Raw genomic sequence first — 21,563 nt, 5'->3', positions numbered from 1 at the left:
CGCTAGCGCCCCGTCCGGCGCGATGAACAGAGGGCCCTTCCCTTCTTGCGATGATCGGCCGGTGACGTCCCCCCATATCGACCCCGACCCACAGGGCCATCAGCACGGCCACTCGCACAGTCATGGTCCTGCCGCGCCCGTCTCCAAGCATCTGCGCAAGGTGATCGCGGCCGTACTCATCCCGTTCGCCGCCGCGGTCGTCGTCGGCCTGGCGGTGCTCTGGCCGGGCGGTGCGCCACCGCACGAGCGGACCGGTGTCGGTTTCGACCGGCAGACCCAGCAGGGAAAGGTGGTGAACGTCGACAAGGTGGACTGCAAGGAAGTGAACGCCGCCCAGATGCCCACCAGCGGCGAGACCATCCCGCCGTCGGGGAGCGGGCCGGGGCTGTGCGAGAAGGCCACCGTCGAGGTGACGACCGGTCACGACAAGGGCCGGACCTTCGTCGAGATCGTCCAGCCCGACGCACCGCGTCAGTTGCGCGAGGGGCAGGGCGTGGTCGTGGCCTACGCGCCCGACGCGCCCCATGACCTGCAGTACTCGGTGACGGATGTGAACCGGAAGTTCCCGATGACACTGCTGGCCGGGATCTTCGCCCTGGTCGTGGTCGCGGTGGGCAGGATGCGTGGAGTGATGGCACTGATCGCGCTCGCCGTGTCGTTCGCCGTGCTGACCCTGTTCATCCTCCCGGCCATCCTCCAGGGTTCGAATCCCCTGCTCGTCGCGGTGATCGGGGCCAGTGCGATCATGCTGATCGCGCTCTACATGTGCCACGGTCTGACCGCGCGCACCTCGGTCGCGGTGATCGGCACACTGATCTCGCTCCTGCTGATCGGACTGCTCGGATCGCTCTTCATCGGCTGGGCGAGCCTGACCGGCAACACCGACGACAGCACCGGCCTCATCCACGGCCTGTACCCGCACATCGACATGAGCGGCCTGCTGCTGGCCGGTGTCATCATCGGTTCGCTCGGGGTACTCGACGACGTGACGGTCACCCAGACATCGGCGGTCTGGGAGCTGCACCAGGCGAACCCGACGATGGGCGCGCGGGGGCTCTACCGGGCGGCGATCAGGATCGGGCGCGACCACATCGCCTCGGTCGTCAACACGCTGGTGCTCGCCTACGCGGGCGCCGCGCTGCCGCTGCTGCTGCTGTTCTCGATCGCCCAGAGCAGCGTGGGGACAGTGGCCAACAGCGAACTGGTGGCGGAGGAGATCGTGCGGACGCTGGTCGGCTCGATCGGACTGGTCGCCTCGGTGCCGGTGACGACAGTGCTCGCCGCGCTGGTCGTCTCCGCGGACCGCACAGGGCTCGGCGCGGAAGCCGGAGCTCCAGCACCCGTACGGACCGGGAGAGGCCGCCGTCGCAGGACGAAGCCTTGAACGCCCCCGTACGGAGAGCGATTCACCCGTTCGGCAGGTGTCGCGTTCGACCGGCGGGCCGGTCTGCGACGCCGTGTTCTTCAGCCGGCGTTCTGCTCCTCGGCCAGGATCCGGCCCAGGGCCTCCTCCAGGTTGCCCTCGAAGTCACCCAGCGTGCATTCCTGCCCGAGCGGCACGAGTTTGTCCGTCCGGTCGAGAAAGGCCACGAGCGGCGCCGTACCGGCCCTGAAGAGGGCGCGGTCCTCGCCCACCTGAAGCCGGATGTGTACATCGGAAAGCCCCTCGGGCTCCGTGGGTCCAATGTGTACATCGCCGTCGCCACTTGGACTGTTGAGGCCGTCGAGCAGCAGCTCACGGCCGAATGCCCAGGTGACGGGGGCGTCGCCGGGCAGATGGAAGGTCATCCGGATCGCATACGGATCGCACACTTCATACCGGAGCTCCACCGGGATCCGGAAAGAGAGCTCCTCCGAAACGAGGAAGCTCATCATGACCTCAGCTTGAACCGACTCGCGCATCGTTCAACCCCGCAGTAGATGAATCTGGCCAGGAATGATCCCCCGTGGCCCTATTGACGCCATCGTGGTGCACGCGATAGCAGATCACAAGGAGTGATTTTTCAGATACTGATAGAGAACACGAACGAACGCAAGAGGTTGGCCACTTCGCCACGTAGTTGTTCGACTGCGGGGAGCAACCGGTCTTCCTGCTCCAGGGGTACTGAAATCGCCATCGCGGCGGCGGTGAATCCGGCAGTGATCGGGATGGCCGCGCAGACCGTCCCCAAGGCGTACTCCTGCCGTTCGATGACAGGTTCCATCCGCTCCAATGACCGCAACCGCTCAAGGAGCGTCGCGCGGTCCCGCACCGAGTAGCGGGTCAGCGGCCGCACCGGATGCCGGTCCAGATGGTCCTCGCGGGCCTTCTCGTCGAGCTGGCTCAGCAGACACTGGCCGATCGCATGGGCGTGCCCGGTCTCCCGGAAGGACGCCCACTCGGCCACCGCGGGGGTGGCGGGGGCGTCGGCGACCGCGACGAGCTCGATCTCACCCTCACGGTAGACGGCGCAGTACACCGGTGCGCCGATGGTGTCGCGCCAGCGGCTCAGCGACTCCGTCATCCTGCTGCGACGATTCTGCAGCGAACCTTCCCCGACCAGGCGCTCGGCCGCGGTCCCCAAGAGAAACACACCGCTCTCCCGGCGTAGATAGCCCTCATGGGTCAGGGTGCGCAGCAGGTGGTAGGCGGTGGGAAGGGGAAGGCCCGCTTCCCTGGCCAATTGCTTCGCGGGCGCCCCTTGTCGATGGGCGCCCACGGCTTCCAGCAGCCTCAGCGCTCGCTGAACCGAACCGATCAACGTCGGTACAGCAGTGCTCGATGCCGTGGTCAACGGTCACCCCCAGGCATGGTGACGGGCGGTCAGCCCGCCTGTGGGGGCCGCCCCCACAAACCGCCGCATGACTGGGGTTCGGAGACCGAACGCCGTATAAACCACTGGTCAGGGTGGTGACGGACAGTTAATTCCCAGGTGGTGGCGGCGGACTGCCACCATATCGGCCGCATCCGCAAGGGGTGTCGTTTCGTCTTCTACTTAGCTCAGCTGGGCTAATCGCCGCGGTCGGCTTCCGATCGTCCTACCAGTCGCCGCGCGAGGAGGACGACGACATGAACTTGCGTACGACGAAGACGAGTCCGCCGACCAGGATCACGAAGACCAGGACCTTGAAGAGCAGACCGATCACGAATCCGACCACGCTGGCGATCAGACCGCCGAACACGACGATCGCGATGACCGGCACCGCGATCCACTTCACCCACCAGGGCATCCCCGCGAATATCTCCCGCACGGCCATCGTCCTTGCCTCGTCTCTGTGAGTTCCTGTTCCGATGCTTCTTCGATACCTCGATGCTAGAGGCGCGGAGGGGGCCGACGGGGATTCCGCAGCCCTTGAAGTCCCCTGATCGACCCCCTAGGGATCCCTGAGTCCGGAACCCGAAGCCGGGAGCCCTGCGCCGCTCAGCTCTCCGGCGGGGAGAAGACCACCATGACCCGCAGGTCCTCGGTGATGTGGTGGAACTTGTGGGCGACTCCGGCGGGGACGTACACCACGCTCCCTCGTCCCACCTGCGTGGTTTCCATGCCGACCGTGATCGAGGCGCGGCCGCTGACGATGAAGTAGACCTCGTCCTCCTTGTGCGGCTGCTGCGGGTCGTGGTCGCCGGCGTCCAGTGCGTACAGGCCGACGGACATGTTCCGTTCCTTCACGAACTGCAGATACGCGCCGTCGTTCGCAGCCCGTTCCGCTTCCAGTTCGTCCAGTCTGAATGCCTTCATGGCCCGTCCGTCCCTTGCCTCTGTACCGCCGGTGTCCGCCACCGATCATGTCTGCCACGATCAGACACATGAAGAATTTCGTAGTCAAGACGATCGCCAACGCAGGTGCGCTGGCCGTGGCCATCTGGCTGCTCCAGGACATCACGCTGAGCGGCGGCAGCACCGGGCGCAAGGTACTCACACTGATCGTGGTGGCCCTGCTCTTCGGCCTGGTGAACTTCGTGGTCAAGCCGATCGTGAAACTGCTCACGCTGCCGCTCTTCATCCTCACGCTGGGGCTGATCACCCTGGTGGTCAACGCCCTCATGCTGCTGCTGACCTCCTGGCTGGCCGGCCAGTTCAGCCTGAGCTTCCACGTCCACGGCTTCTGGACCGCCGTGCTCGGCGGCCTGATCATCTCGATCGTGTCGTGGGCGCTGAACGTGATCCTGCCCGACGAGGACTGACCCGACACCCACTGGAACAGCGCGGGCGGGACCGGTGGCACACCGGGGAGAGAAGTGAGGAACGGAATGGACACCATGGGTGACGGAACCCGGGCAGTACGGGCCGGGCTGCCCGAACCGGAGCAGTTCGAGCCCACCCTGCCCGGACCGGCCTTCGCCGCGCACTTCCATCTCTCCGGTGAACCGGTCGGCCCGTACACCTACGGCCGGGACACCAATCCGACGTGGACCCATCTGGAACGCGCCATCGGCGAGCTGGAGGCGCCGGGCGAGCCGGTCGAGACCACCGTCTTCGCCTCCGGAATGGCGGCGGTCTCGGCTGTGCTGCTCTCCCAGGCGCGCACCGGCGATGTGGTCGTGCTGCCCGACGACGGATATCAGGCCCTGCCGTTGGTGCGTGAGCAGCTGGAGGCGTACGGCGTCGAGGTGCGGACCGCTCCGACCGGCGGCGATGCCCAGCTGGCGGTCCTCGAAGGCGCCAAGCTGCTGTGGATCGAGACCCCGTCCAATCCGGGGCTCGATGTCTGCGACGTGCGCCGGCTCGTCGGGGCCGCGCACGCGGCCGGCACTCTGGTGGCCGTCGACAACACCCTCGCCACACCGCTCGGCCAGCGCCCGCTGGAACTGGGGGCCGACTTCTCGGTGGCCAGTGACACCAAGGGCATGACCGGGCACGGAGACATCCTGCTCGGCCATGTGACCTGCCGCGATCCGGAGCTGGCGGCGGGGGTGCGGCGCTGGCGCAAGGTCGTCGGGGCGATCCCCGGGCCGATGGAGGCCTGGCTCGCACACCGTTCTCTGGCCACTCTGGAGCTGAGGATCGACCGGCAGTGCGCCACCGCCCTGACCCTCGCCGAGGCGCTGGGCAAACGCCGGGGGGTGACCGGTCTGCGGTACCCCGGGCTGCCCGGCGACCCCTCGTATCCGAACGCCGTCCGGCAGATGCGGCGCTTCGGCTCCGTGGTGTCGTTCGTGCTCCCCGACCGCGAGCGGGCCGAGCGCTTCCTGACCGAGCTGCGGCTGGTCGACGACGCGACGAGCTTCGGCGGCGTGCGCTCCACCGCCGAGCGGCGGGCACGCTGGGGCGGCGACGCCGTCCCGGAGGGCTTCATCCGCTTCTCGGCCGGCGCCGAAAGTCCGGACGACCTGGTGGCCGACGTGGAGCGGGCACTGGACGCGGCACTCGGCGAGAGCTGAGCCGGTATCGGTGGTACGGACGGTCCGAGCCTCCCCCCTCGTGGCTCGGACCGTCCCGGTTCCCTATGCGAAGAACCGTCCGGACAAGGCTAGTTGACTCTCCGTCAGTGTCCAATCACGGTAGCGACAGCGACCTATCGACATATTTATAGTTGTACGGGTCCGAAGCATCGCGAGGGTGGGAGGGGACAGGACATGGACCTGGCCCTGCTGCGCACATTCGTCACGGTGCACCGAGCCGGCTCCTTCACCAGGGCCGCCGCCCTGCTCGGCCTCTCCCAGCCCGCGGTCACCTCGCAGATCCGCACCCTGGAGCGGCAGCTGGGCCGCCCGCTCTTCCTTCGCGGGGCCCGCGGCGTGACCGCGACGACCATCGGCGACGAGCTCGCGCACCGGGCGGCGCCCCACCTGGACGCGCTGGTCGAGATCGCCGAGACCGAGCTCGACGAGGAGTCGGGCGTACGGACCCTGCATCTGGCCGGACCACCCGAGTTCACGTCGATGCGTGCCCTGCCTGCACTCACCCCGCTCATCGCCCAGGGCCTGGCTCTGCGCAGCACGTTCCTCACCGACGCCGAGGAGACGCTGGAGGGACTGGCCGCCGGACATCATGACCTGGCCATTGCCACGGCCCGTCCGCGCGGTGAGCTGCTCACCGCGACCCCGCTCTGCGACGAAGAACACGTGCTGATCGCCGCGCCCCGCTGGGCCGGGCGCCTGGGGCCCGGGGCCTTGCGGCACAAGGGGCCCGTGGTGCTGGACCAGCTGCCGGTCGTGGAGGTGCACGAGAGCCTGCCGCTCGTCTCCCGCTACTGGGCCGCCGTCTTCGACGGCCGGCCCGCCGCCGCGGGAACCGTCATCGCACCGGATCTGCGGGCGGTACTGGAATGCACCGCGGCGGGCGCCGGACTCGCCGTACTGCCGCGCTACCTGTGCGAGGGGGCGCTGGAACGGGGCGAGGTGGTGGCGCTTCTCGATCCTCCCGTGCCTCCGCTGCGCACCTACTTCCTGACCGTGCGTACCGGCACGCTCGCACTGCCGCACCTCGCGCGGGCGCACGAGTGGCTGCTGCGCGCTGCCGCCGCCTGGTGAGCGCAGGACGGTCCGGCGCGGGTCAGGTGTTTCAGAAACGGTTCGGTGGGCCACTCTCTTGCCATGACCGAACGCCCAGTGGTCAAGCGCACCGCACGCGCCATCCTGCTCGACGGCAACGACCTCATCCTCATCAAGCGCACCAAGCCCGGGGTCGATCCGTACTGGCTCACACCGGGCGGCGGCGTCGAGGCCGAGGACGCGACGGTCGTCGACGCCCTGCACCGCGAGCTGGACGAGGAGCTCGGCGCCAAGATCTCCGATGTGGTCCCCTGCTTCGTCGACACCGTGGAGCACATCGAGGGCGGCGGGGTGAAGGGCGTGAAAGTCCAGCACTTCTTCGTCTGCCGGCTGGAGTCCATGGACCTGTCCCGGCGCCACGGTCCCGAGATCGACGCCCCCTGCGGGGAGTACGACGTCGTACGGGTGCCGTTCAGCCGGATGGGGATCGCGGCGGTTCATCTCGTACCGCTGTCGCTGCGGCACTACCTGGACGGCAATATCGAGGGCGTACGGGCGATGCACGCCCCCGACCTGGGCTGACGCCGCCGTTCGCGGCGGCGGGCCCGGCGCCGGGAGCGGGACCGGAGCATCGGGACGCTCGGCCGGCGCTCGCCGGGTCAGAAGGGGCCGGTGGCCGCCAGTTCCTCGACGGAGTCGTGCCGGATGCGTTCGGCCGGCATGCCGATGCCCCTGAGCACGTCCACACCGCTGCGGATCATGCCGGGCGGGCCCGAGAGATAGGCGTCGTACTCGTGCCACGGCCCGCACGCGCGCACCGCCTCCGGCAGCGGCCCCTTGAGACCGCCCTCCGGCCCCCGGCCGGTGGAGACCACCGGCCGCACCGCCAGCCAGGGATAGGTCTTCTGGAGCCGCATCATCGTGTCGATGTCGTACAGATCGAGATCGCTGCGTGCGCCGTAGAAGACCTCCACGGGACGCCGGTCGCCATGTTCGGCAACATCCTCGACGAGCGCCTTGATCGGCGCGATGCCCGTTCCGCCGCCCAGGCAGAGCAGGCCGCTGTGGGTGGAGTGGTCGACCGTCATCGAGCCGGTGGGCGGACCCAGGCGCACGATGTCGCCGGGGCGGGCGCGGTGCACCAGGGCGTTGGAGACCCAGCCCGCCGGGACGGCCTTGACGTGGAAGGTGAGCAGACCGTCGGGGCGGGGCGCCGAGGCGAAGGAGTAGTGCCGCCAGTTCCGAGGCCACCACGGGGTCTCCATCGCCGCGTACTGGCCTGCGAGGAAGGGATAGACCTGGTCGGGACGGACCGTGAGGACCGCTATGTCCCGGGTCCTGAGGTCGTGCGAGACGACCTCCGCGTGCCACCAGGCGGGAGCCCGCTCCTCGTCGTCGGCGGCCGCATCGATCATGATCTGCGACATCTCGGTGTAGGCGCGGACCCATGCCGCTTCCGTCTCCGCGTCCCAGATGGTGGTCGCATAGCGGCTCAGTGCCCCGAGAAGCGCCTCGCCCACTGCGGGGTAGTGCGCGGGCAGTGTGCCGTACTTGCGGTGCCCCCGGCCCAGTTCACCGAGGTACTCGGCGAGCGCGTGGGGGTCGTCCAGCCGGTCGGCCGCGGTGAGGATCGCACGGAGGAGGCGGTCGCGCTGGACGTCCATCGCGACCGGGAACAGGGCACGCAGATCGGGGTGCCGGATGAAGAGCAGGGCGTAGAAGTACGAAGTCACCTGATCCGCGATCGGCGCGATCTCGGCCAGGGTGCGGTGGATCAAGGTCGCGTCGGGAGATCTACCCGTTCCGTCTTCGGTCCACCTGGTGGCCGGAGCATCCATGCTGTGCCTCGCCTCGAACGTCTTCTGGTCGCCTGCGCACCCACGCGGCCCGCTGCCCCCGTCTGCGGGCGTGGTCGGATGCTGCCCCCGGTCGTCGGCCGCCGTCTGACCGCGGTTACTCGCCCCAGCATGCCTCGTCGGGGACACAGACCGGACAAACAGCGGGAAGTCCGGGTATCCGAATCGGCTTTCCCGTTACGCTCCTCTGCCCCACGGCCGAGCCGTGCATCCGTCGCCACCGCCCGTTTCCGCACCGCCACGGCACCGGGTCGCAACTGCCCTCACCAGGAAGGCCGCAGGGGGAGGCACACCAACTGCCCTTGCCGGGAAGGCCATAAGAAGCGTGCTCTGTACGCCGAGGCCGGTACGCGCGGATACTCCCGCTGTCGGACGCCCGAGTGTCCCGTTCCAGGCACGGTGTTTCACGTGAAACCACTCAACCGCTCCGCCCGCCGCAGCCTCCTCGTCGCGCATGTCTCGATATCCGTGAGCTGGCTGGGACTGACCGTCGGACTACTGACGCTCGGAATCACGGCCTTCCTCACCGGCGACCCCGCCACCGCGCAGGCCGCCACCCGCGCCATGAAGATCTTCGGGGACTGGCTCATCGTCCCCGTAGCCCTGTTCTCCCTGCTCAGCGGCCTCGTCCTGGCGCTCGGTACGCCGTGGGGGCTGGCCAGGCACCGATGGGTCTGGACGAAATTCTGGCTCACCCTGATCACCGCGGCGCTGTCGGTCTTCTCGCTGCGTCCCGGCATCAACGAGGCGGCGGCGCGCGGCTCTGCCGACATCGATCTGGTCGTCGCTCCGTCGGTGGCGACGGCAACGTATCTGTTCATCACCGCGATATCGGTGCTGAAGCCCTGGGGAATGACCCGGCGCGGCCGACGGCTCCGCGGCTCGGCCAGGGCCGGCACGGCCGGAGCCCGGGAAGCCGGAGCCGGTAAAGGAGTGGACGAACGATCGCCGCGTCGGACAGCCTGACCCTCATGCCCATCCCGCTGCCCCGCCCGCTCGCCGAATTGCCTGTCCGGCGTCTCACCCTGGGCGACCTGGTCGCCTGTGCTGATCTCTGCGAGGACCGGGGCTGGCCGCGCGACGAGCACCGATGGGGTCTGCTCCTCGCCGCAGGCACCGGCTACGGCCTGGACGATCCCGGCGGCAAAGGCCTGATGGCCGCGTGCGTCGTGACCTCCTACGGTCCGCGACTGGCTGCCATCGGCATGCTGCTCGTCGCCGAGCGGTACGCGCGACAGGGAGTGGCCCGGTTCCTGATGCGGCACGTGATCGACGAGACCGCGGGAATGCCCCTCAGTCTGTACGCGACACCTGCGGGACAACCGCTCTACGAACAGCTCGGGTTCTCGGTCGTCGGCCACGTCGAGCGGGTCACCGGATTCTTCCGGCCGACCGGCGGCAAAGCGTCCGCCGCGACCGTACGCCCGGCCACGGCGGACGACCTGCAGTCCATCGTCCGGCTCGACTCGGACGTCTTCGGCGCCGACCGGACACATGTCCTCGCCCGCCTGCCCGCGTACGCCGACCACATCCGGATCGCGGAGAACGAAGGACAGCTCATCGGGTACGCGGCGGTCTGGCCGAGCGACCGTACGCATGTGATAGGCCCGCTGACCGCTCCCGACACCGCCACGGCTCAGGCACTCGTCGCCTCGCTCGCCCGCGCGACGGATCTGCCCCTGCGCGCGGACATCGACACCCGCCACGCGGATCTGCTCACCTGGTTCAAGGAGAGCGGTCTGCGGACGGGCTCCGGAACCACGGTGATGACGTACGGGGCTTCGGACCTGCCGGGCGACCGGGCCCGTCGCTACGCTCCGCTGACCGTGGCGACGGGCTGACACACCCGGCTGCTGGACCGTCACCGCCCCGTGGGCGGTGGGACGGGCGTCAGACGAGAGCCTTCACGGCGGCCCTCGCGAAGCCGTGATCCTGGTCGGGAGCGCCTCCGCCCACGCCGATGGCACCGATGAGCCGGCCGTCGCGATGGACCGGGACACCACCGGCGATGAAGAGCAGCGGCCGGTCGAGGGCGGTCGGCAGGGTGTGGAAGGGCCCGCCCGGCTGGACGGCGGCGACGAGGTCGGCGGTGGGAGCGTCGAGCTGGAGGGCCGTGTAGGCCTTGCGGGTACTGGTCTCGCCCGCGATGAGAACGGCCCGGTCGTCCCGCCGGAAGGCCAGGAGATGACCGCCCCCGTCGAGGACCGTGACGGCAACGGCGACCCCGGCGGCTTCGGCGGCACTGCGGGCCGCTTCGACGAGGGCCTCCGCGTCCGGTGTGGTCAGCGGGGCGACGGCGACAATGGTGGTGCTCATGGGGGCTCCTTGGTGCTGTGCTGTGCAGTGCGGGCTGTGCGTGTGGTGCAGTGCGTGTGGTGCAGTGCGGTGCTGTTTGCGGGTGGGATCTTGGTGTGTGGGGCGTGAGAGCGGTCAGCACTGGGCCGTGGGTGCCGCGAGTGGTTCGGGGCTGTGCCGGGCGACGAGTCGGCTCCGGGTGACCGTGCGGCGTTCCAGAACACCGGAGACGACGGCGAGGACCAGGGCGGAGGCGGCCAGTGCGGCACCCACCCAGTTGGGCGCGGTGTAGCCGAGGCCGGCTGCGATGACGAGGCCACCGAGCCAGGCCGACAGTGCGTTGCCGAGGTTGAAGGCACCGATGTTGACGGCGGAGGCGAGGGTGGGAGCACCGGCGGCCTGGTCGAGCACCCGCTTCTGCAGCGGCGGCACAGTGGCGAAGCCCAGGCCCCCGATCAGGACGATGGTGACGGCCGCCGCGATCTTGTTGTGGGCGGTGAGGGTGAACAGGGCCAGGACCCCGGCGAGGGCGCCCAGAGACACGTACAGCATCGGCATCAGACGGCGGTCGGCGAACTTGCCGCCGAGCAGGTTGCCGCCCACCATGCCCAGCCCGAAGAGGACCAGCAGCCAGGTGACGGAGGACGCGGAGTATCCGGCGATCTCGGTCATCATCGGAGTGATGTAGGTGATCGCGGCGAAGACGCCGCCGAAGCCCAGCACGGTCATCGCCATGGCGAGCAGGACCTGCACATTGCGGAACGCGGCCAGCTCGTGCCGGAGGTGTACGCCTTCGGGCCGGGGCTGTTCGGGGACGAGCCTGGCCACACCGAGAAGGCCGACGACACCCAGCGCGGCCACGACGAAGAACGTGGTCCGCCAGCCGACGCTCTGTCCGATGTAGGTGCCCAGCGGTACACCGACGACATTGGCGACGGTGAGGCCGGTGAACATCATGGCGATCGCGCCGGCCTTCTTCTGCGGGGCGACCAGATCGGCCGCCACGACCGATCCGATGCCGAAGAAGGCACCGTGGGCGAGCGAGGCGATCACGCGGCCGGCGAGCATCACGCCGAAGACCGGGGCGACGGCGGAGACGACATTGCCCACGACGAACAGCCCCATCAGCAGCATGAGCATGCGCTTGCGGGTGACGCGGGTGCCGAGAACCGTCATCAGCGGGGCGCCGAGGACGACACCGAGGGCGTACCCCGTGACGAGGAATCCCGCGGCCGGAATCGAGACCTGGAAGTCCGCAGCAACCTCGGGGAGCAGCCCCATGATCACGAACTCGGTGGTTCCGATACCGAAAGCCCCGATGGCGAGGGCGAGGAGCGCGAGCGGCATGGGTTTCACCTTCCCGGAAGATTGCGTCTGCGCCTTACGAGCGTCCACAATAATTGCAGACGCCGATTAATTGCAAGCGCGGGCTATTGCGAAGGTCGCCTATCCTGGACCCAAGCGGCTCCGAGACGGAGGAGAGACCCATGACAGCGACAGACCCCGCACTGACCGCCCTCTCCCAGGGCTGGTGCGCTCTCTCCTTGCTCCACGGGAAGATCGAGGCCCGCATCGAGCGGGCGCTGCAGACCGGGCACGGGCTCAGCGTGCGGGAGTACTCCCTGCTCGACGTCCTGAGCCGGCAGCACAGCGGTCCCGGCGGCCATCTCCAGATGAAGCAGGTCGCGGACGCCGTCGTGCTCAGCCAGAGCGCCACCACCCGTCTGGTCACCCGGCTCGAGGACCGCGGACTGCTGACCCGGTATCTCTGTGACACCGACCGCCGGGGCATCTACACAGACGTCACCGAGGCCGGCCTCACCCTGCTCGCAGAAGCCCGGCCGACCAATGACACCGCGCTGCGCGCCGCACTCGACGAAGCCGCCAGGAACCCCGAGCTGGCCCCGCTCGTCACGGCGGTCGAGGAGCTGAAGGCCCCGGTACAGGTCGCGTGAGCCGCCGCAGAGGCCGGAGAACGGCCGCGCCGTGCTCGTGATCTGCGTAACCTGCCGATCATGAGCGATCTCGAAATACGCCCTGCGGCTCTCGCCGACATCCCCGCAGTCGTGGCCATGCTCGCCGACGATCCGCTGGGCTCACAGCGCGAGTCGCCGGACGACCTCACTCCGTACCGCGCAGCCTTCCGGCGGCTGACGGACGACCCGAACCAGCGCCTGGTCGTCGCCGTACGCGAAAACCGCGTCGTCGGAACCCTGCAGCTGACCGTGATCCCCGGACTCTCCCGACGAGGCTCCACCCGCTCGGTCATCGAGGGCGTCCGCATCCATGCCGACGAACGCGGCAGCGGCCTCGGCACCCGGCTGATCGAATGGGCCGTGGACGAATCCCGGCGCCAGGACTGCCAGTTGGTCCAGTTGACGTCCGACGCGGCCCGGACCGATGCTCATCGCTTCTACGAGCGGCTGGGTTTCACCGCCAGCCACGTGGGCTTCAAGCTCGCGCTCTGATCGCAGTCCGGAGTCCGCAGGCCGGAGTCCGGGGGGGGTGGTGCCGAGCGGCAGACCCTTGCTGCCCGCGCTGCCCGCGGTCCTGCGGTCCCGCCACCGGCGGCGAACAGAACGGGAGTTGACAGCCCGAGTCGTCCGCTCTCTGCCGTTTCACGTGAAACAGCGGAGAAACGACAGAGAGCGGACAACGTGGGGCTCAGATTCGGAGGCCCCGCCATCCGCCTTCGTCCACACCGCCGGGTACGGCCGCCGCGGGGTCGTACGGCTCACGCGTGAAGACGAACGAACCCAGATCCAGATGGTTCGGGCTGCCGTCGGCGTTCCGGACGACACGCAGCGTCTCCCCCGCGTAATAGCCGTTGAGTCCGACCCAGGTGCCGTCGGGTTGTGCGGTGAAACGGGCGCCTCGGCCGTTGCCACGCAGAGCCTGAAGATCCAGCCCACCGTCCGAGGTCAGTCGCAGGATGTTCGCGTGCGTGCCCCAGTACCAGGGACCGGTCAGCGCGAGAAGCTCCGTGTCCACCGCGGGCAGAGGACGCCAGGGCTCCGGAATGCGGGGCTCGGCCTCGGCGACGATCTTCACGAGATCGGCGGCAACACCTCCGACCATCGGCCCCGACGTGGCGTTGGCGAGGACGACGGCCGTCACATCGTCCTCGACGTCGACCCACAGGGTGGCCAGGAAGCCGGGCAGCGAACCCGTGTGCCCGAAGAGCGTGCGACCGTCCGTCCGTACGAGCTGAAGACCGAGGCCGTATTGCGACTCCCAGCCACCGGTCTCGGGCGGCGCGGACGGTTCACGCATCTGTTCCACAGAGGCGGCACGGAGCACCCGGTCGTCCCCTTCGGCGAGAAAGGCCGCGAAGCGGAGAAGGTCGCCGGTGGTGGACCAGAGCTGGCCGGCCGGGGCCATCAGCCCGAGATCCTCGGTCGGCTCGGGCAGCATCACATCGGCCCAGGGATGCACGGCCCAGCCGCCTGCGTGCGGTGCCTGCGGCTGGGTGCTCGTGCGGTGCATGCCCAGCGGTTCCAGGATCTCGCGTCGCAGCGCCTCCGCCCAGCTCGCTCCGCGCACCTTCTCGACCAGCGCACCCAGCAGCGTGTAGCCGGGGTTCGAGTAGTGGTGACGGCGGCCCGGAGGGTGCATCCTCGTCCCCTCACCGAGTACATCGGCGAGCTCGGGCCGCAGGGCGCCCGGAGTCCTCTCCCACCAGGGGGCGGGCGACTCGGCTGCGAGCCCCGCGCTGTGACCCAGGAGTTGGTGGACAGTGACTCCACCAACACCCGTACCGGGCAGATGCTTCTCCAGCGGATCGTCCAGGTCCAGGAGCCCCTCGTCGCGCAGCCGCAGGACCAGCACCGCGGTGAACGTCTTGGTGATCGAGCCGATCCTGAACTGCGTATCGGCGTCGGGGGCGTGGCCGTCCACGCAGCTGCGAGTGCCGCTCCAGACGGTCTGCCCCTGCCTCTGTACCGCGGCGACGAGCGAAGGGGCGCGGCCTTCCGACTGCGCGATGGCGATGCGATGCAGCAGAGCGCGCCGGGTACCGGGGAGCAACTGTTCAGATGGGGAGGTCATGTTCAACAACTACCCGTAGGACCCGAGCTGTGGCGAACCCATTTCACAGCGCCCGGGCCACACCCGACACTGCGAACGCATTTCACAGCACCCGGGCCACACCCCGCCGCAGCCACCGACTGCCCGGTCAGCGCGTCCGGTTGTAGATCCTGACCAGCACGCCATTGTCGAAGACGCGAACCAAGTCCAGCGCGAACGTGGTGGGCGCGAAATCCGAGCCGAACATCGGCATGCCCGAGCCGTAGACGATCGGGTACGTCTTGATCACCAGCTCGTCGATCTCATCGATCAGCTCTCCGGCGAGCTGGGAGCCGCCGCAGAGCCAGATGCCGAGCCCGCTGTCCTCCGCCTTGAGCTCCCGGACCCTTGCGACCACGTCGTCGGAGATGAGCTCGACGTTCGGGTCGGGTGACTCCTTGAGGGTCCGCGAAGCCACGAGCTCGCGCAGCTGGGCGTACGGACTGGTGATGTTGATGTCCAGCGCCAGTTGGTAGCTGGCCCGTCCCTGGATCACGGTGTCGAACCGCCGGCTCTCGGCGTCGTGGAAGCCGAGAGCCTTGCGGCCCTCGGTCGACACCGTCTCCGGGTACTGCGTCTTCAGGAACTCAAGGAACTCCTCGTCCACGAACTGGTGGAAGGACGACGCGTCACCACTCGGGTCTCCGATGAAACCATCGATGGAGCAAGCGATGAAGTAGGTCAGTTTTCGCACAGGATCCCCGTTCCGCTGCGGCGTATCCGAGCCGCAACCACTTCAACTAGAGTGCTTCATATGTAGTGGTTGCGCAATCCCTTTCCGCCGAGGACCCGAAGAGAAGACGAGGGAGGCCCAGGTATGGCCAGGAACCCCGAGCGCAGAACCGCGCTCGTCGATGCCGCCATCGAAGTGCTGGCGGACGAGGGCGCGCGAGGACTCACGTTCCGCGCCGTCGACGCACGCGCAGGCGTCCCGGTGGGCACGTCGTCCAACTACTTCACCAACCGCGACGACCTGTTCATGCAGGCGGCCGCCCGTATCACCGTCCGGGTGACACCGGACCCGGCCAGGGTCGAGAAAGCCATGCGCCCGGCACCCTCGCGTGAGCTGGTCACCGATCTGATGCGATGGCTGGTGCAGCGCATGGAGGACGACCGCTCCGGCTACCTCGCCATGCTGGAACTCCGTCTGGAGGCCACCCGCCGCCCGGCGCTCCGCGACCGTCTGACGCAGTCCGTCCGCGCCAACGTCGACGAGAGCGCCCGGTTCCACCGAGAGGCGGGCCTGCCGGGCGACGCGGACGCCTTCCTGGTGCTCTACCTGGCCATGACGGGCCTGCTGCTGGAACACTTCACGCTGCCCGCCCTTCTCGCCGGCCCCGAGGGCGGTTCCCGGGCCGAGTCCACTGTGGACCGGCTGGTGGAACTGGTGGTCACGCGCGTCGTCCCGCCGTCCTGAGCCGCCCCGGAACCGGTCGTATGCCGGGGCAGTGATCTCCGCTGCTGCCGCTGCCTCCCCGGATGTCGTACGCGCTGTGCCTCACGGCTTCGTCGCGTCCGCGGGAATCCGCCGGTCCGCATGAGACGGCCCTGCCACCGAATCGGGTGTCCTGCCGAAGCACCTGGGGCGGGCGGCAGTTCGCCGGACTGTGGAGGCGCCCGGCCGTTCGAGACTGCTGAGGGCCGGTGCAATCGAATGACCCGGCTCTTGCTGAACGGGGGGAAAGCAGATCGTGTATCGCACCGTCGACATCACGGGCAGACCCACCACAACCTACGAGCTGGTCGCGATGCCGAAGAACGACGAACGCGACCTTCGGGTCGTGTCCTGGCTGCACGGGACGTGTCCTCTGAAGCTGCAGTGACCTGCACTTTCAGGCTGGATTCCGCGGTCGTGTCAGTGGCGCGGTCCCGCTTTCGTGTCATCTTCCCCAGCGAATGGAGAAGCTGACGGCCGCTCACTGACGGCGGCTCTATTCGGCGGACCCCGGCCCGTGACGCCGCAGCCGCCGGTCATCGACCTGAACCTTTAGATGAGGCCAGGTCGTGGCCAGGGGCGAGAGGTCGCCGTCCCCCGGCAGGGTCACCGAACCCAGCGACTTGTCCGGCTTGAAATGGACCAGCGTCCCGGTCGTGCCGTCGACCTCGACGGGTTCAAGGTCACTGACGGGAACGCCGTGTTCGTAGCGCTGGGTCCAAGCGCCATTGAGGCGGCGGTTGGTATGGACGAGCCACTCGCTGAGTGCCGCAACCACGGACATGCCGCGCCGCGGACAGCCGTCAGGCAGTGCCTCGGCCTGCGGGAAGTCGAAGAACCGGAGATCCTTCGTAGCCATAACCGGCTTCTTCACGTTCTGGTCGTGTTCGTCCACGCGGGTGTCAGTACCCCGTCCGTCGTCCCGCACAGACAGGGAACCGTCGGGATGGAGAATAACGACACATCGTCCCTCACCCCCGCTTGCCGCTTCGTCGGCGGCATAGGCAAGCACCTCAAGGGCGAGGTGCCAAGGCCCGCCCGGAGCGAACTCGTCGGGATTTTGCCGGATATACGACAGATGATCCGCATCAACGAATCCGGACCAATCGTGCGTCGTGTTGACCCAGGAAGCCCTCGATGCGTCCACGAGGTAAGTATCCCACCCGGCGATGACAGCCTTGCTGAGACTTCATGTGCCGCCAGGACCAAGGCCGATATCAGTCCCAAGGCCGTCGCACAGTCCTATCGTTGGCTGATGCGCGCCCACCGTATTGACCGCCCGGCCGATCTCGACGTGGTCCGTGAGTCCTATGACCGCGTGGCCGACAACTACGCCCACATGGTGGTGACGACGGGAGTCGGCGACATCCGTAGACATCCATGGCTCAAGGCATCAATCGACGCCTTCGCCGACACCGTGAGCGACCTTGGACCTGTCCTCGACGTCGGCTGCGGACCCGGAACGGTGACCGCCTACCTCGCCGAACGCGGACTCGACGTGTCAGGGGTCGATCTCTCCCCCCGCATGATCGAGAACGCGCGCCGTCTTCATCCGCAATGCCGCTTCAGCGTCGCCTCTGCGACCGACCTCGACCTTGGAGAAGCGTCCCTTGGCGGCGTGCTCGGGTGGTGGTCACTGTTCAACCTCCCCCGTGACGTCCTTCCCCAGGTTCTCGCCCAGTTCGCGCGCGCCCTGAAGCCAGGCGGACACTTCATCACCGCAACACACGTCGGCGACGAAGACGCGGTACGCACCGAGGCATACGGGGGTGTACCCGTTCATTGGACGACACACAAATGGCGGCCGGAACAACTCGTGGACCTGATCGAGCAGGCCGGACTGCGCCCGGTCGCCGAACTTCGGCTCCCTGCAGATGAGCAAAGCGGGCCGGGTCTGGTCATCATGGCCAAGCAACCCGGCTGAGAATCAGGCGTCGGAAGCGGCACAGGGTCCCGGGTTCCGAGCGCGTCAGCGGCTTCCTTGAGCGTCCGACAACGTGACACTGCGGCCGAACTCGCGAAGGCGGTCCCACTGGCCGCCGAACGCTGGGGTCCTGCCCCGGCCGGCTGTGGAGACGACGACCGGGGAGGTCCTGTACACGAAGAGGGGAACTACTCGTCCACGGAGCATGATTTCCATCCCGTGTCCCATCGGCCACGCGGTGGCCATCGCCGATGGAAAGTGGCCACGCGTTTCGGAAACCTACATATGGCTCGCTCAGGTCTGTGCCATATCCACGAAACGCGAGTAGTGCCCCTGGAAGGCCACGGTGATCGTCGCCGTCGGGCCGTTACGGTGCTTGGCCACGATCAGGTCGGCCTCGCCCGCGCGGGGGGACTCTTTCTCGTACGCGTCCTCGCGGTGCAGCAGGATCACCATGTCGGCGTCCTGCTCGATGGATCCGGATTCACGCAGGTCGGAGACCATGGGCTTCTTGTCGGTGCGCTGCTCGGGACCACGGTTCAGCTGGGAGAGCGCGATGACCGGGAGCTGCAGCTCCTTCGCGAGCAGCTTGAGGTTTCGGGACATGTCCGAGACCTCCTGCTGGCGGCTCTCGGCACGCTTCGAACCGCCGGACTGCATCAGCTGCAGATAGTCGATGACCACGAGCTTGAGGTCGTTGCGCTGCTTGAGGCGACGGCACTTTGCCCGGATCTCCATCATGGAGAGATTCGGGGAGTCGTCGATGTAGAGGGGGGCGGCCGAGACATCCGGCATCCGGCGGGCCAGCCGCGTCCAGTCCTCGTCGGTCATGGTGCCGGAACGCATGTGGTGCAGCGCCACCCGTGCCTCGGCCGACAGCAGTCGCATCGCGATCTCGTTGCGCCCCATTTCGAGGGAGAAGATCACGCTGGGGAGATTGCTCTTGATCGAACAGGCCCGTGCGAAGTCCAGCGCCAGCGTGGACTTACCCATGGCCGGACGGGCCGCGATGACAACCATCTGGCCCGGGTGCAGGCCGTTCGTCAGGGCATCGAGGTCGGTGAAGCCGGTCGGCACCCCGGTCATCTCGCCGCTGCGCGAACCGATCGCCTCGATCTCGTCGAGAGCGCCCTCCATGATGTCGCCGAGCGGCAGGTAGTCCTCGCTGGTGCGCTGCTCGGTGACGGCGTAGATCTCGGCCTGCGCGGAATTCACGATGTCGTCGACATCGCCGTCGGCCGCGTATCCCATCTGCGTGATCTTCGTCCCGGCCTCGACGAGCCGCCTCAGGACCGCCCGTTCGTGGACGATCTCCGCGTAGTACGAGGCGTTGGCCGCGGTCGGTACGGACTGGACGAGGGTGTGCAGATACGGAGCCCCGCCCACCTTGGTGATCTCACCGCGCTTGACCAGCTCGGCCGCCACCGTGATCGGGTCGGCCGGTTCGCCCTTGGCGTAGAGGTCGAGGATCGCCTGGTAGACGGTCTCGTGGGCGGGACGGTAGAAGTCGTGGCCCTTGATGATCTCCACGACGTCGGCGATGGCGTCCTTGGACAGGAGCATGCCGCCGAGGACGGACTGCTCGGCGTCGAGGTCCTGGGGCGGCACCCGCTCGAAACCGGGGGAACCGCCCTCCCATCCGCCGCTCTCCCTGCCGCGTTCGTGCTGTTCTCCGCGGTCCCGGCCCTCGCCGCGGCGCTGGCGGGTGACGGGCAGACGGTCACTGGGACCGGTGTCGGCCCAGGGGTCGTCCAAAGGCTCGGGAATGCTCACCGGGCCACCTCCTCCCGTCCGCTCCGCGGACCTCGCCGTGCCACTCTTTCTTACGGCACAGCACCGACAAACAAGACGCCCGACTCCGGTTCCGGCGCGTCGAGTTCTACGGGGTTCCAAGGCCGGAACAGAGTGCGGGCGCCGGACCACGGTAGGCCGCTCAGCACCGTCAGCCAATCTGGTTATCCACAGGGCATGTGGACGACGGACCAGATGCTGTGGAGAAGTCTGCGGAACCTGTGCACGGAGCGGGGGACAGCACTGTGGACAAACTCATAGCCCCCCGACCATCACCGCCCTGACCTGGGGTTTCTCCATCCACGGGCTGTGGGGGAGAAAAACTTTCCGAGTCGGCGCAAGATCACGACAAACAGCGCACGGGAGAACGCCGACCGTGAGTAAATGTAAGGACTACTAGGGCATTGCATCCATTACCTGTGGAAGATTAGATTGACCCCCATGATCCAGGCCCCGGCGAGCCCGCCGCCCAGTCGTCGACGGCACGACCGCGAGATCATCTCGCTCGCCGTCCCTGCCTTCGGCGCGCTCGTCGCCGAGCCGCTCTTCGTGATGGTCGACAGCGCCATCGTCGGCCATCTCGGCACACCGCAGCTGGCCGGTCTGGCCGTCGCCGCCGCTCTGCTGACCACCGCCGTCAGCATCTTCGTCTTCCTCGCGTACGCCACCACGGCGGCAGTGGCGCGACGGGTCGGGGCGGGTGACCTGGCCGCCGCGATCCGGCAGGGCATGGACGGCATCTGGCTGGCCCTCCTGCTCGGCATCGTCGTCATCGCCCTCGCACTTCCCGCAGCCCCCTGGCTCGTGGACATCTTCGGCGCCTCCGACACGGCGGCCCCCTATGCCACCACGTACCTCAGGATCTCCAGCCTCGGCATCCCGGCCATGCTCGTGGTGATGGCCGCGACCGGCGTGCTCCGCGGTCTGCAGGACACCAGGACCCCGCTCTATGTCGCCGTCGGAGGCTTCGCTGCCAACGGGGCTCTCAACGCGGGACTTGTCTACGGCGCCGGACTCGGCATCGCCGGGTCGGCCTGGGGCACCGTAATCGCGCAGGTCTCCATGGCCGCCGCCTATCTGATCGTGGTGATACGGGGGGCGCGGCGGCACGGCGCCTCGTTGCGTCCCGACGCCGCAGGCATCAAGGCCAGCGCCCGGGCGGGCGTCCCCCTGCTGGTCCGTACGCTGTCGCTCCGCGCCGTCCTGATGATCGCCACAGCCATCGCCGCCCGCCTCGGCGACACCGAGATCGCCGCGCACCAGATCATCCTCTCGCTCTGGAGCCTGATGGCCTTCGCGCTCGACGCCATCGCCATCGCGGGGCAGGCCATCATCGGTCGCTGTCTGGGAGCGGGCGACGCCAAGGGAGCACGTGAGGCATGCCGCCGCATGGTGCAGTGGGGCATCGCTTCCGGGGTGGTGTTCGGGGCCCTGATCATCCTTGCCCGGCCGCTGTTCGTGCCCTTGTTCACCGGCGACCCGTCCGTGCAGGACACCCTGCTCCCGGCGCTGCTGGTGGTGGCGCTGTCCCAGCCGATCGCCGGTGTGGTCTTCGTGCTGGACGGAGTGCTGATGGGAGCCGGGGACGGCCAGTACCTGGCCTGGGCCATGCTCATCACCCTGGCGGCCTTCGCTCCGGTCGCTCTGCTGGTTCCGGCATTCGGCGGCGGTCTGACGGCGCTGTGGTGGGCGATGGCCCTGATGATGACCGTTCGCATGGCGACGCTCTGGCTGCGCACCCGGTCGGGCCGGTGGATCGTCACCGGTGCCACTCGCTGACCC

At 68.3% G+C, this 21,563-nt stretch carries 24 protein-coding genes; 13 read left to right on the top strand and 11 right to left on the bottom strand.

The annotated features are described in order from the left end of the window. The first annotated feature begins 61 nt into the window (after positions 1 to 61). A complete protein-coding gene (locus ACIOMQ_RS07880; protein WP_401755019.1) occupies positions 62 to 1,384 on the top strand; it encodes a YibE/F family protein in 1,323 nt (440 codons plus the stop codon). Between the two features lie 80 nt (positions 1,385 to 1,464). On the opposite strand, the gene ACIOMQ_RS07875 is transcribed toward ACIOMQ_RS07880, so the two are convergent. The 4 genes from ACIOMQ_RS07875 to ACIOMQ_RS07860 form a co-directional block, all read right to left on the bottom strand. After that, a complete protein-coding gene (locus ACIOMQ_RS07875; RefSeq protein ID WP_266747352.1) occupies positions 1,465 to 1,902 on the bottom strand; it encodes an SsgA family sporulation/cell division regulator in 438 nt (145 codons plus the stop codon). A gap of 101 nt (positions 1,903 to 2,003) precedes the next feature. Beyond that, positions 2,004 to 2,774: a helix-turn-helix domain-containing protein gene (locus ACIOMQ_RS07870; protein ID WP_362210731.1), complete on the bottom strand. Its 771-nt coding sequence runs from the start codon at positions 2,772 to 2,774 to the stop codon at positions 2,004 to 2,006. A gap of 244 nt (positions 2,775 to 3,018) precedes the next feature. Beyond that, positions 3,019 to 3,231, bottom strand: a complete 213-nt coding sequence (locus tag ACIOMQ_RS07865; protein ID WP_114249160.1) for a DUF5326 family protein — start codon at positions 3,229 to 3,231, stop codon at positions 3,019 to 3,021. A gap of 170 nt (positions 3,232 to 3,401) precedes the next feature. Continuing rightward, complete coding sequence (locus ACIOMQ_RS07860; RefSeq protein ID WP_362210735.1) at positions 3,402 to 3,719, bottom strand: cupin domain-containing protein; 318 nt, start codon at positions 3,717 to 3,719, stop codon at positions 3,402 to 3,404. A gap of 68 nt (positions 3,720 to 3,787) precedes the next feature. On the opposite strand from ACIOMQ_RS07860, the gene ACIOMQ_RS07855 reads away from it, so the two are divergent. The 4 genes from ACIOMQ_RS07855 to ACIOMQ_RS07840 all read left to right on the top strand — a co-directional run bounded on the left by ACIOMQ_RS07855 (position 3,788) and on the right by ACIOMQ_RS07840 (position 6,997). Then, a complete protein-coding gene (locus ACIOMQ_RS07855; RefSeq protein ID WP_362210738.1) occupies positions 3,788 to 4,165 on the top strand; it encodes a phage holin family protein in 378 nt (125 codons plus the stop codon). A gap of 66 nt (positions 4,166 to 4,231) precedes the next feature. Continuing rightward, a complete protein-coding gene (locus ACIOMQ_RS07850; RefSeq protein WP_362210741.1) occupies positions 4,232 to 5,362 on the top strand; it encodes a cystathionine gamma-lyase in 1,131 nt (376 codons plus the stop codon). A gap of 195 nt (positions 5,363 to 5,557) precedes the next feature. Next, the gene (locus ACIOMQ_RS07845; protein ID WP_362210744.1) at positions 5,558 to 6,454 is read left to right on the top strand and encodes a LysR family transcriptional regulator; all 897 of its coding nucleotides are present in this window, start codon (positions 5,558 to 5,560) and stop codon (positions 6,452 to 6,454) included. A gap of 63 nt (positions 6,455 to 6,517) precedes the next feature. Continuing rightward, a complete protein-coding gene (locus ACIOMQ_RS07840; protein WP_362210746.1) occupies positions 6,518 to 6,997 on the top strand; it encodes an NUDIX hydrolase in 480 nt (159 codons plus the stop codon). A 77-nt stretch (positions 6,998 to 7,074) separates the two neighbouring features. On the opposite strand, the gene ACIOMQ_RS07835 is transcribed toward ACIOMQ_RS07840, so the two are convergent. Further along, entirely contained in the window at positions 7,075 to 8,415 is a 1,341-nt protein-coding gene (locus ACIOMQ_RS07835; protein ID WP_401755200.1) for a globin domain-containing protein, read from the bottom strand. A gap of 264 nt (positions 8,416 to 8,679) precedes the next feature. Between ACIOMQ_RS07835 and ACIOMQ_RS07830 the strand changes: the two genes are divergently transcribed. Together ACIOMQ_RS07830 and ACIOMQ_RS07825 are read left to right on the top strand one after the other, a co-directional pair. After that, entirely contained in the window at positions 8,680 to 9,237 is a 558-nt protein-coding gene (locus tag ACIOMQ_RS07830) for a DUF2269 domain-containing protein (protein ID WP_402188225.1), read from the top strand. Positions 9,238 to 9,242: 5 nt separating this feature from the next. Further along, on the top strand, positions 9,243 to 10,112 hold the full coding sequence (locus ACIOMQ_RS07825; protein WP_402188223.1) for a GNAT family N-acetyltransferase: 870 nt from the start codon (positions 9,243 to 9,245) through the stop codon (positions 10,110 to 10,112). 49 nt (positions 10,113 to 10,161) lie between these two features. Here the strand turns inward: ACIOMQ_RS07825 and ACIOMQ_RS07820 are convergent, their stop codons facing one another. Both ACIOMQ_RS07820 and ACIOMQ_RS07815 read right to left on the bottom strand, forming a co-directional pair. Beyond that, the gene (locus tag ACIOMQ_RS07820; protein WP_402188221.1) at positions 10,162 to 10,587 is read right to left on the bottom strand and encodes a heme-binding protein; all 426 of its coding nucleotides are present in this window, start codon (positions 10,585 to 10,587) and stop codon (positions 10,162 to 10,164) included. A 114-nt stretch (positions 10,588 to 10,701) separates the two neighbouring features. Then, entirely contained in the window at positions 10,702 to 11,913 is a 1,212-nt protein-coding gene (locus tag ACIOMQ_RS07815; protein WP_402188219.1) for an MFS transporter, read from the bottom strand. Between the two features lie 140 nt (positions 11,914 to 12,053). Between ACIOMQ_RS07815 and ACIOMQ_RS07810 the strand changes: the two genes are divergently transcribed. Both ACIOMQ_RS07810 and ACIOMQ_RS07805 read left to right on the top strand, forming a co-directional pair. Continuing rightward, positions 12,054 to 12,521, top strand: coding sequence for a MarR family transcriptional regulator (locus ACIOMQ_RS07810; RefSeq protein WP_362210764.1), 468 nt, complete (start codon positions 12,054 to 12,056; stop codon positions 12,519 to 12,521). 60 nt (positions 12,522 to 12,581) lie between these two features. After that, positions 12,582 to 13,034, top strand: coding sequence for a GNAT family N-acetyltransferase (locus ACIOMQ_RS07805; protein ID WP_362210767.1), 453 nt, complete (start codon positions 12,582 to 12,584; stop codon positions 13,032 to 13,034). Positions 13,035 to 13,230: 196 nt separating this feature from the next. Here the strand turns inward: ACIOMQ_RS07805 and ACIOMQ_RS07800 are convergent, their stop codons facing one another. Together ACIOMQ_RS07800 and ACIOMQ_RS07795 are read right to left on the bottom strand one after the other, a co-directional pair. Beyond that, complete coding sequence (locus tag ACIOMQ_RS07800; protein ID WP_362210770.1) at positions 13,231 to 14,613, bottom strand: serine hydrolase domain-containing protein; 1,383 nt, start codon at positions 14,611 to 14,613, stop codon at positions 13,231 to 13,233. Positions 14,614 to 14,740: 127 nt separating this feature from the next. Then, positions 14,741 to 15,325 carry a dihydrofolate reductase family protein gene (locus tag ACIOMQ_RS07795; protein ID WP_362210773.1) on the bottom strand — a complete coding sequence of 195 codons (585 nt, stop codon included), beginning with the start codon at positions 15,323 to 15,325 and terminating at the stop codon, positions 14,741 to 14,743. 123 nt (positions 15,326 to 15,448) lie between these two features. On the opposite strand from ACIOMQ_RS07795, the gene ACIOMQ_RS07790 reads away from it, so the two are divergent. Continuing rightward, on the top strand, positions 15,449 to 16,048 hold the full coding sequence (locus ACIOMQ_RS07790; protein ID WP_401261976.1) for a TetR/AcrR family transcriptional regulator: 600 nt from the start codon (positions 15,449 to 15,451) through the stop codon (positions 16,046 to 16,048). Positions 16,049 to 16,322: 274 nt separating this feature from the next. Further along, positions 16,323 to 16,454: a hypothetical protein gene (locus ACIOMQ_RS07785; protein WP_402188217.1), complete on the top strand. Its 132-nt coding sequence runs from the start codon at positions 16,323 to 16,325 to the stop codon at positions 16,452 to 16,454. A 108-nt stretch (positions 16,455 to 16,562) separates the two neighbouring features. Here the strand turns inward: ACIOMQ_RS07785 and ACIOMQ_RS07780 are convergent, their stop codons facing one another. After that, positions 16,563 to 16,961 (bottom strand): hypothetical protein, encoded by a 399-nt coding sequence (locus tag ACIOMQ_RS07780; RefSeq protein WP_402188215.1) that lies wholly within the window; start codon positions 16,959 to 16,961, stop codon positions 16,563 to 16,565. Between the two features lie 360 nt (positions 16,962 to 17,321). Here ACIOMQ_RS07780 and ACIOMQ_RS07775 point away from each other — a divergent pair, with 360 nt between their 5' ends. Next, a complete protein-coding gene (locus ACIOMQ_RS07775; protein WP_362210814.1) occupies positions 17,322 to 17,990 on the top strand; it encodes a methyltransferase domain-containing protein in 669 nt (222 codons plus the stop codon). A gap of 294 nt (positions 17,991 to 18,284) precedes the next feature. On the opposite strand, the gene dnaB is transcribed toward ACIOMQ_RS07775, so the two are convergent. Beyond that, positions 18,285 to 19,763 (bottom strand): replicative DNA helicase, encoded by a 1,479-nt coding sequence (gene dnaB, locus ACIOMQ_RS07770; protein ID WP_327368615.1) that lies wholly within the window; start codon positions 19,761 to 19,763, stop codon positions 18,285 to 18,287. Positions 19,764 to 20,222: 459 nt separating this feature from the next. Between dnaB and ACIOMQ_RS07765 the strand changes: the two genes are divergently transcribed. After that, entirely contained in the window at positions 20,223 to 21,560 is a 1,338-nt protein-coding gene (locus tag ACIOMQ_RS07765) for an MATE family efflux transporter (RefSeq protein WP_362210786.1), read from the top strand. The last annotated feature ends 3 nt before the right edge of the window (positions 21,561 to 21,563 follow it).

The sequence above is a fragment of the Streptomyces sp. NPDC087845 genome, from assembly GCF_044742755.1.
Classification (GTDB): Bacteria; Actinomycetota; Actinomycetes; order Streptomycetales; family Streptomycetaceae; genus Streptomyces.
The sequence above is the reverse complement of the archived record's forward strand: the minus strand, read 5'-3'. Positions and strand labels throughout refer to the sequence as shown.

Bases quoted from the DNA above. Each gene is read 5' to 3' on its own strand.
- ACIOMQ_RS07875 (WP_266747352.1), bottom strand. From the start codon at position 1,902: ATGCGCGAGTCGGTTCAAGCTGAGGTCATGATGAGCTTCCTCGTTTCG.
- ACIOMQ_RS07860 (WP_362210735.1), bottom strand. From the start codon at position 3,719: ATGAAGGCATTCAGACTGGACGAACTGGAAGCGGAACGGGCTGCGAAC.
- ACIOMQ_RS07855 (WP_362210738.1), top strand. From the start codon at position 3,788: ATGAAGAATTTCGTAGTCAAGACGATCGCCAACGCAGGTGCGCTGGCC.
- ACIOMQ_RS07850 (WP_362210741.1), top strand. From the start codon at position 4,232: ATGGACACCATGGGTGACGGAACCCGGGCAGTACGGGCCGGGCTGCCC.
- ACIOMQ_RS07845 (WP_362210744.1), top strand. From the start codon at position 5,558: ATGGACCTGGCCCTGCTGCGCACATTCGTCACGGTGCACCGAGCCGGC.
- ACIOMQ_RS07840 (WP_362210746.1), top strand. From the start codon at position 6,518: ATGACCGAACGCCCAGTGGTCAAGCGCACCGCACGCGCCATCCTGCTC.
- ACIOMQ_RS07825 (WP_402188223.1), top strand. From the start codon at position 9,243: ATGCCCATCCCGCTGCCCCGCCCGCTCGCCGAATTGCCTGTCCGGCGT.
- ACIOMQ_RS07820 (WP_402188221.1), bottom strand. From the start codon at position 10,587: ATGAGCACCACCATTGTCGCCGTCGCCCCGCTGACCACACCGGACGCG.
- ACIOMQ_RS07815 (WP_402188219.1), bottom strand. From the start codon at position 11,913: ATGCCGCTCGCGCTCCTCGCCCTCGCCATCGGGGCTTTCGGTATCGGA.
- ACIOMQ_RS07810 (WP_362210764.1), top strand. From the start codon at position 12,054: ATGACAGCGACAGACCCCGCACTGACCGCCCTCTCCCAGGGCTGGTGC.
- ACIOMQ_RS07805 (WP_362210767.1), top strand. From the start codon at position 12,582: ATGAGCGATCTCGAAATACGCCCTGCGGCTCTCGCCGACATCCCCGCA.
- ACIOMQ_RS07800 (WP_362210770.1), bottom strand. From the start codon at position 14,613: ATGACCTCCCCATCTGAACAGTTGCTCCCCGGTACCCGGCGCGCTCTG.
- ACIOMQ_RS07790 (WP_401261976.1), top strand. From the start codon at position 15,449: ATGGCCAGGAACCCCGAGCGCAGAACCGCGCTCGTCGATGCCGCCATC.
- ACIOMQ_RS07775 (WP_362210814.1), top strand. From the start codon at position 17,322: ATGCGCGCCCACCGTATTGACCGCCCGGCCGATCTCGACGTGGTCCGT.
- ACIOMQ_RS07765 (WP_362210786.1), top strand. From the start codon at position 20,223: ATGATCCAGGCCCCGGCGAGCCCGCCGCCCAGTCGTCGACGGCACGAC.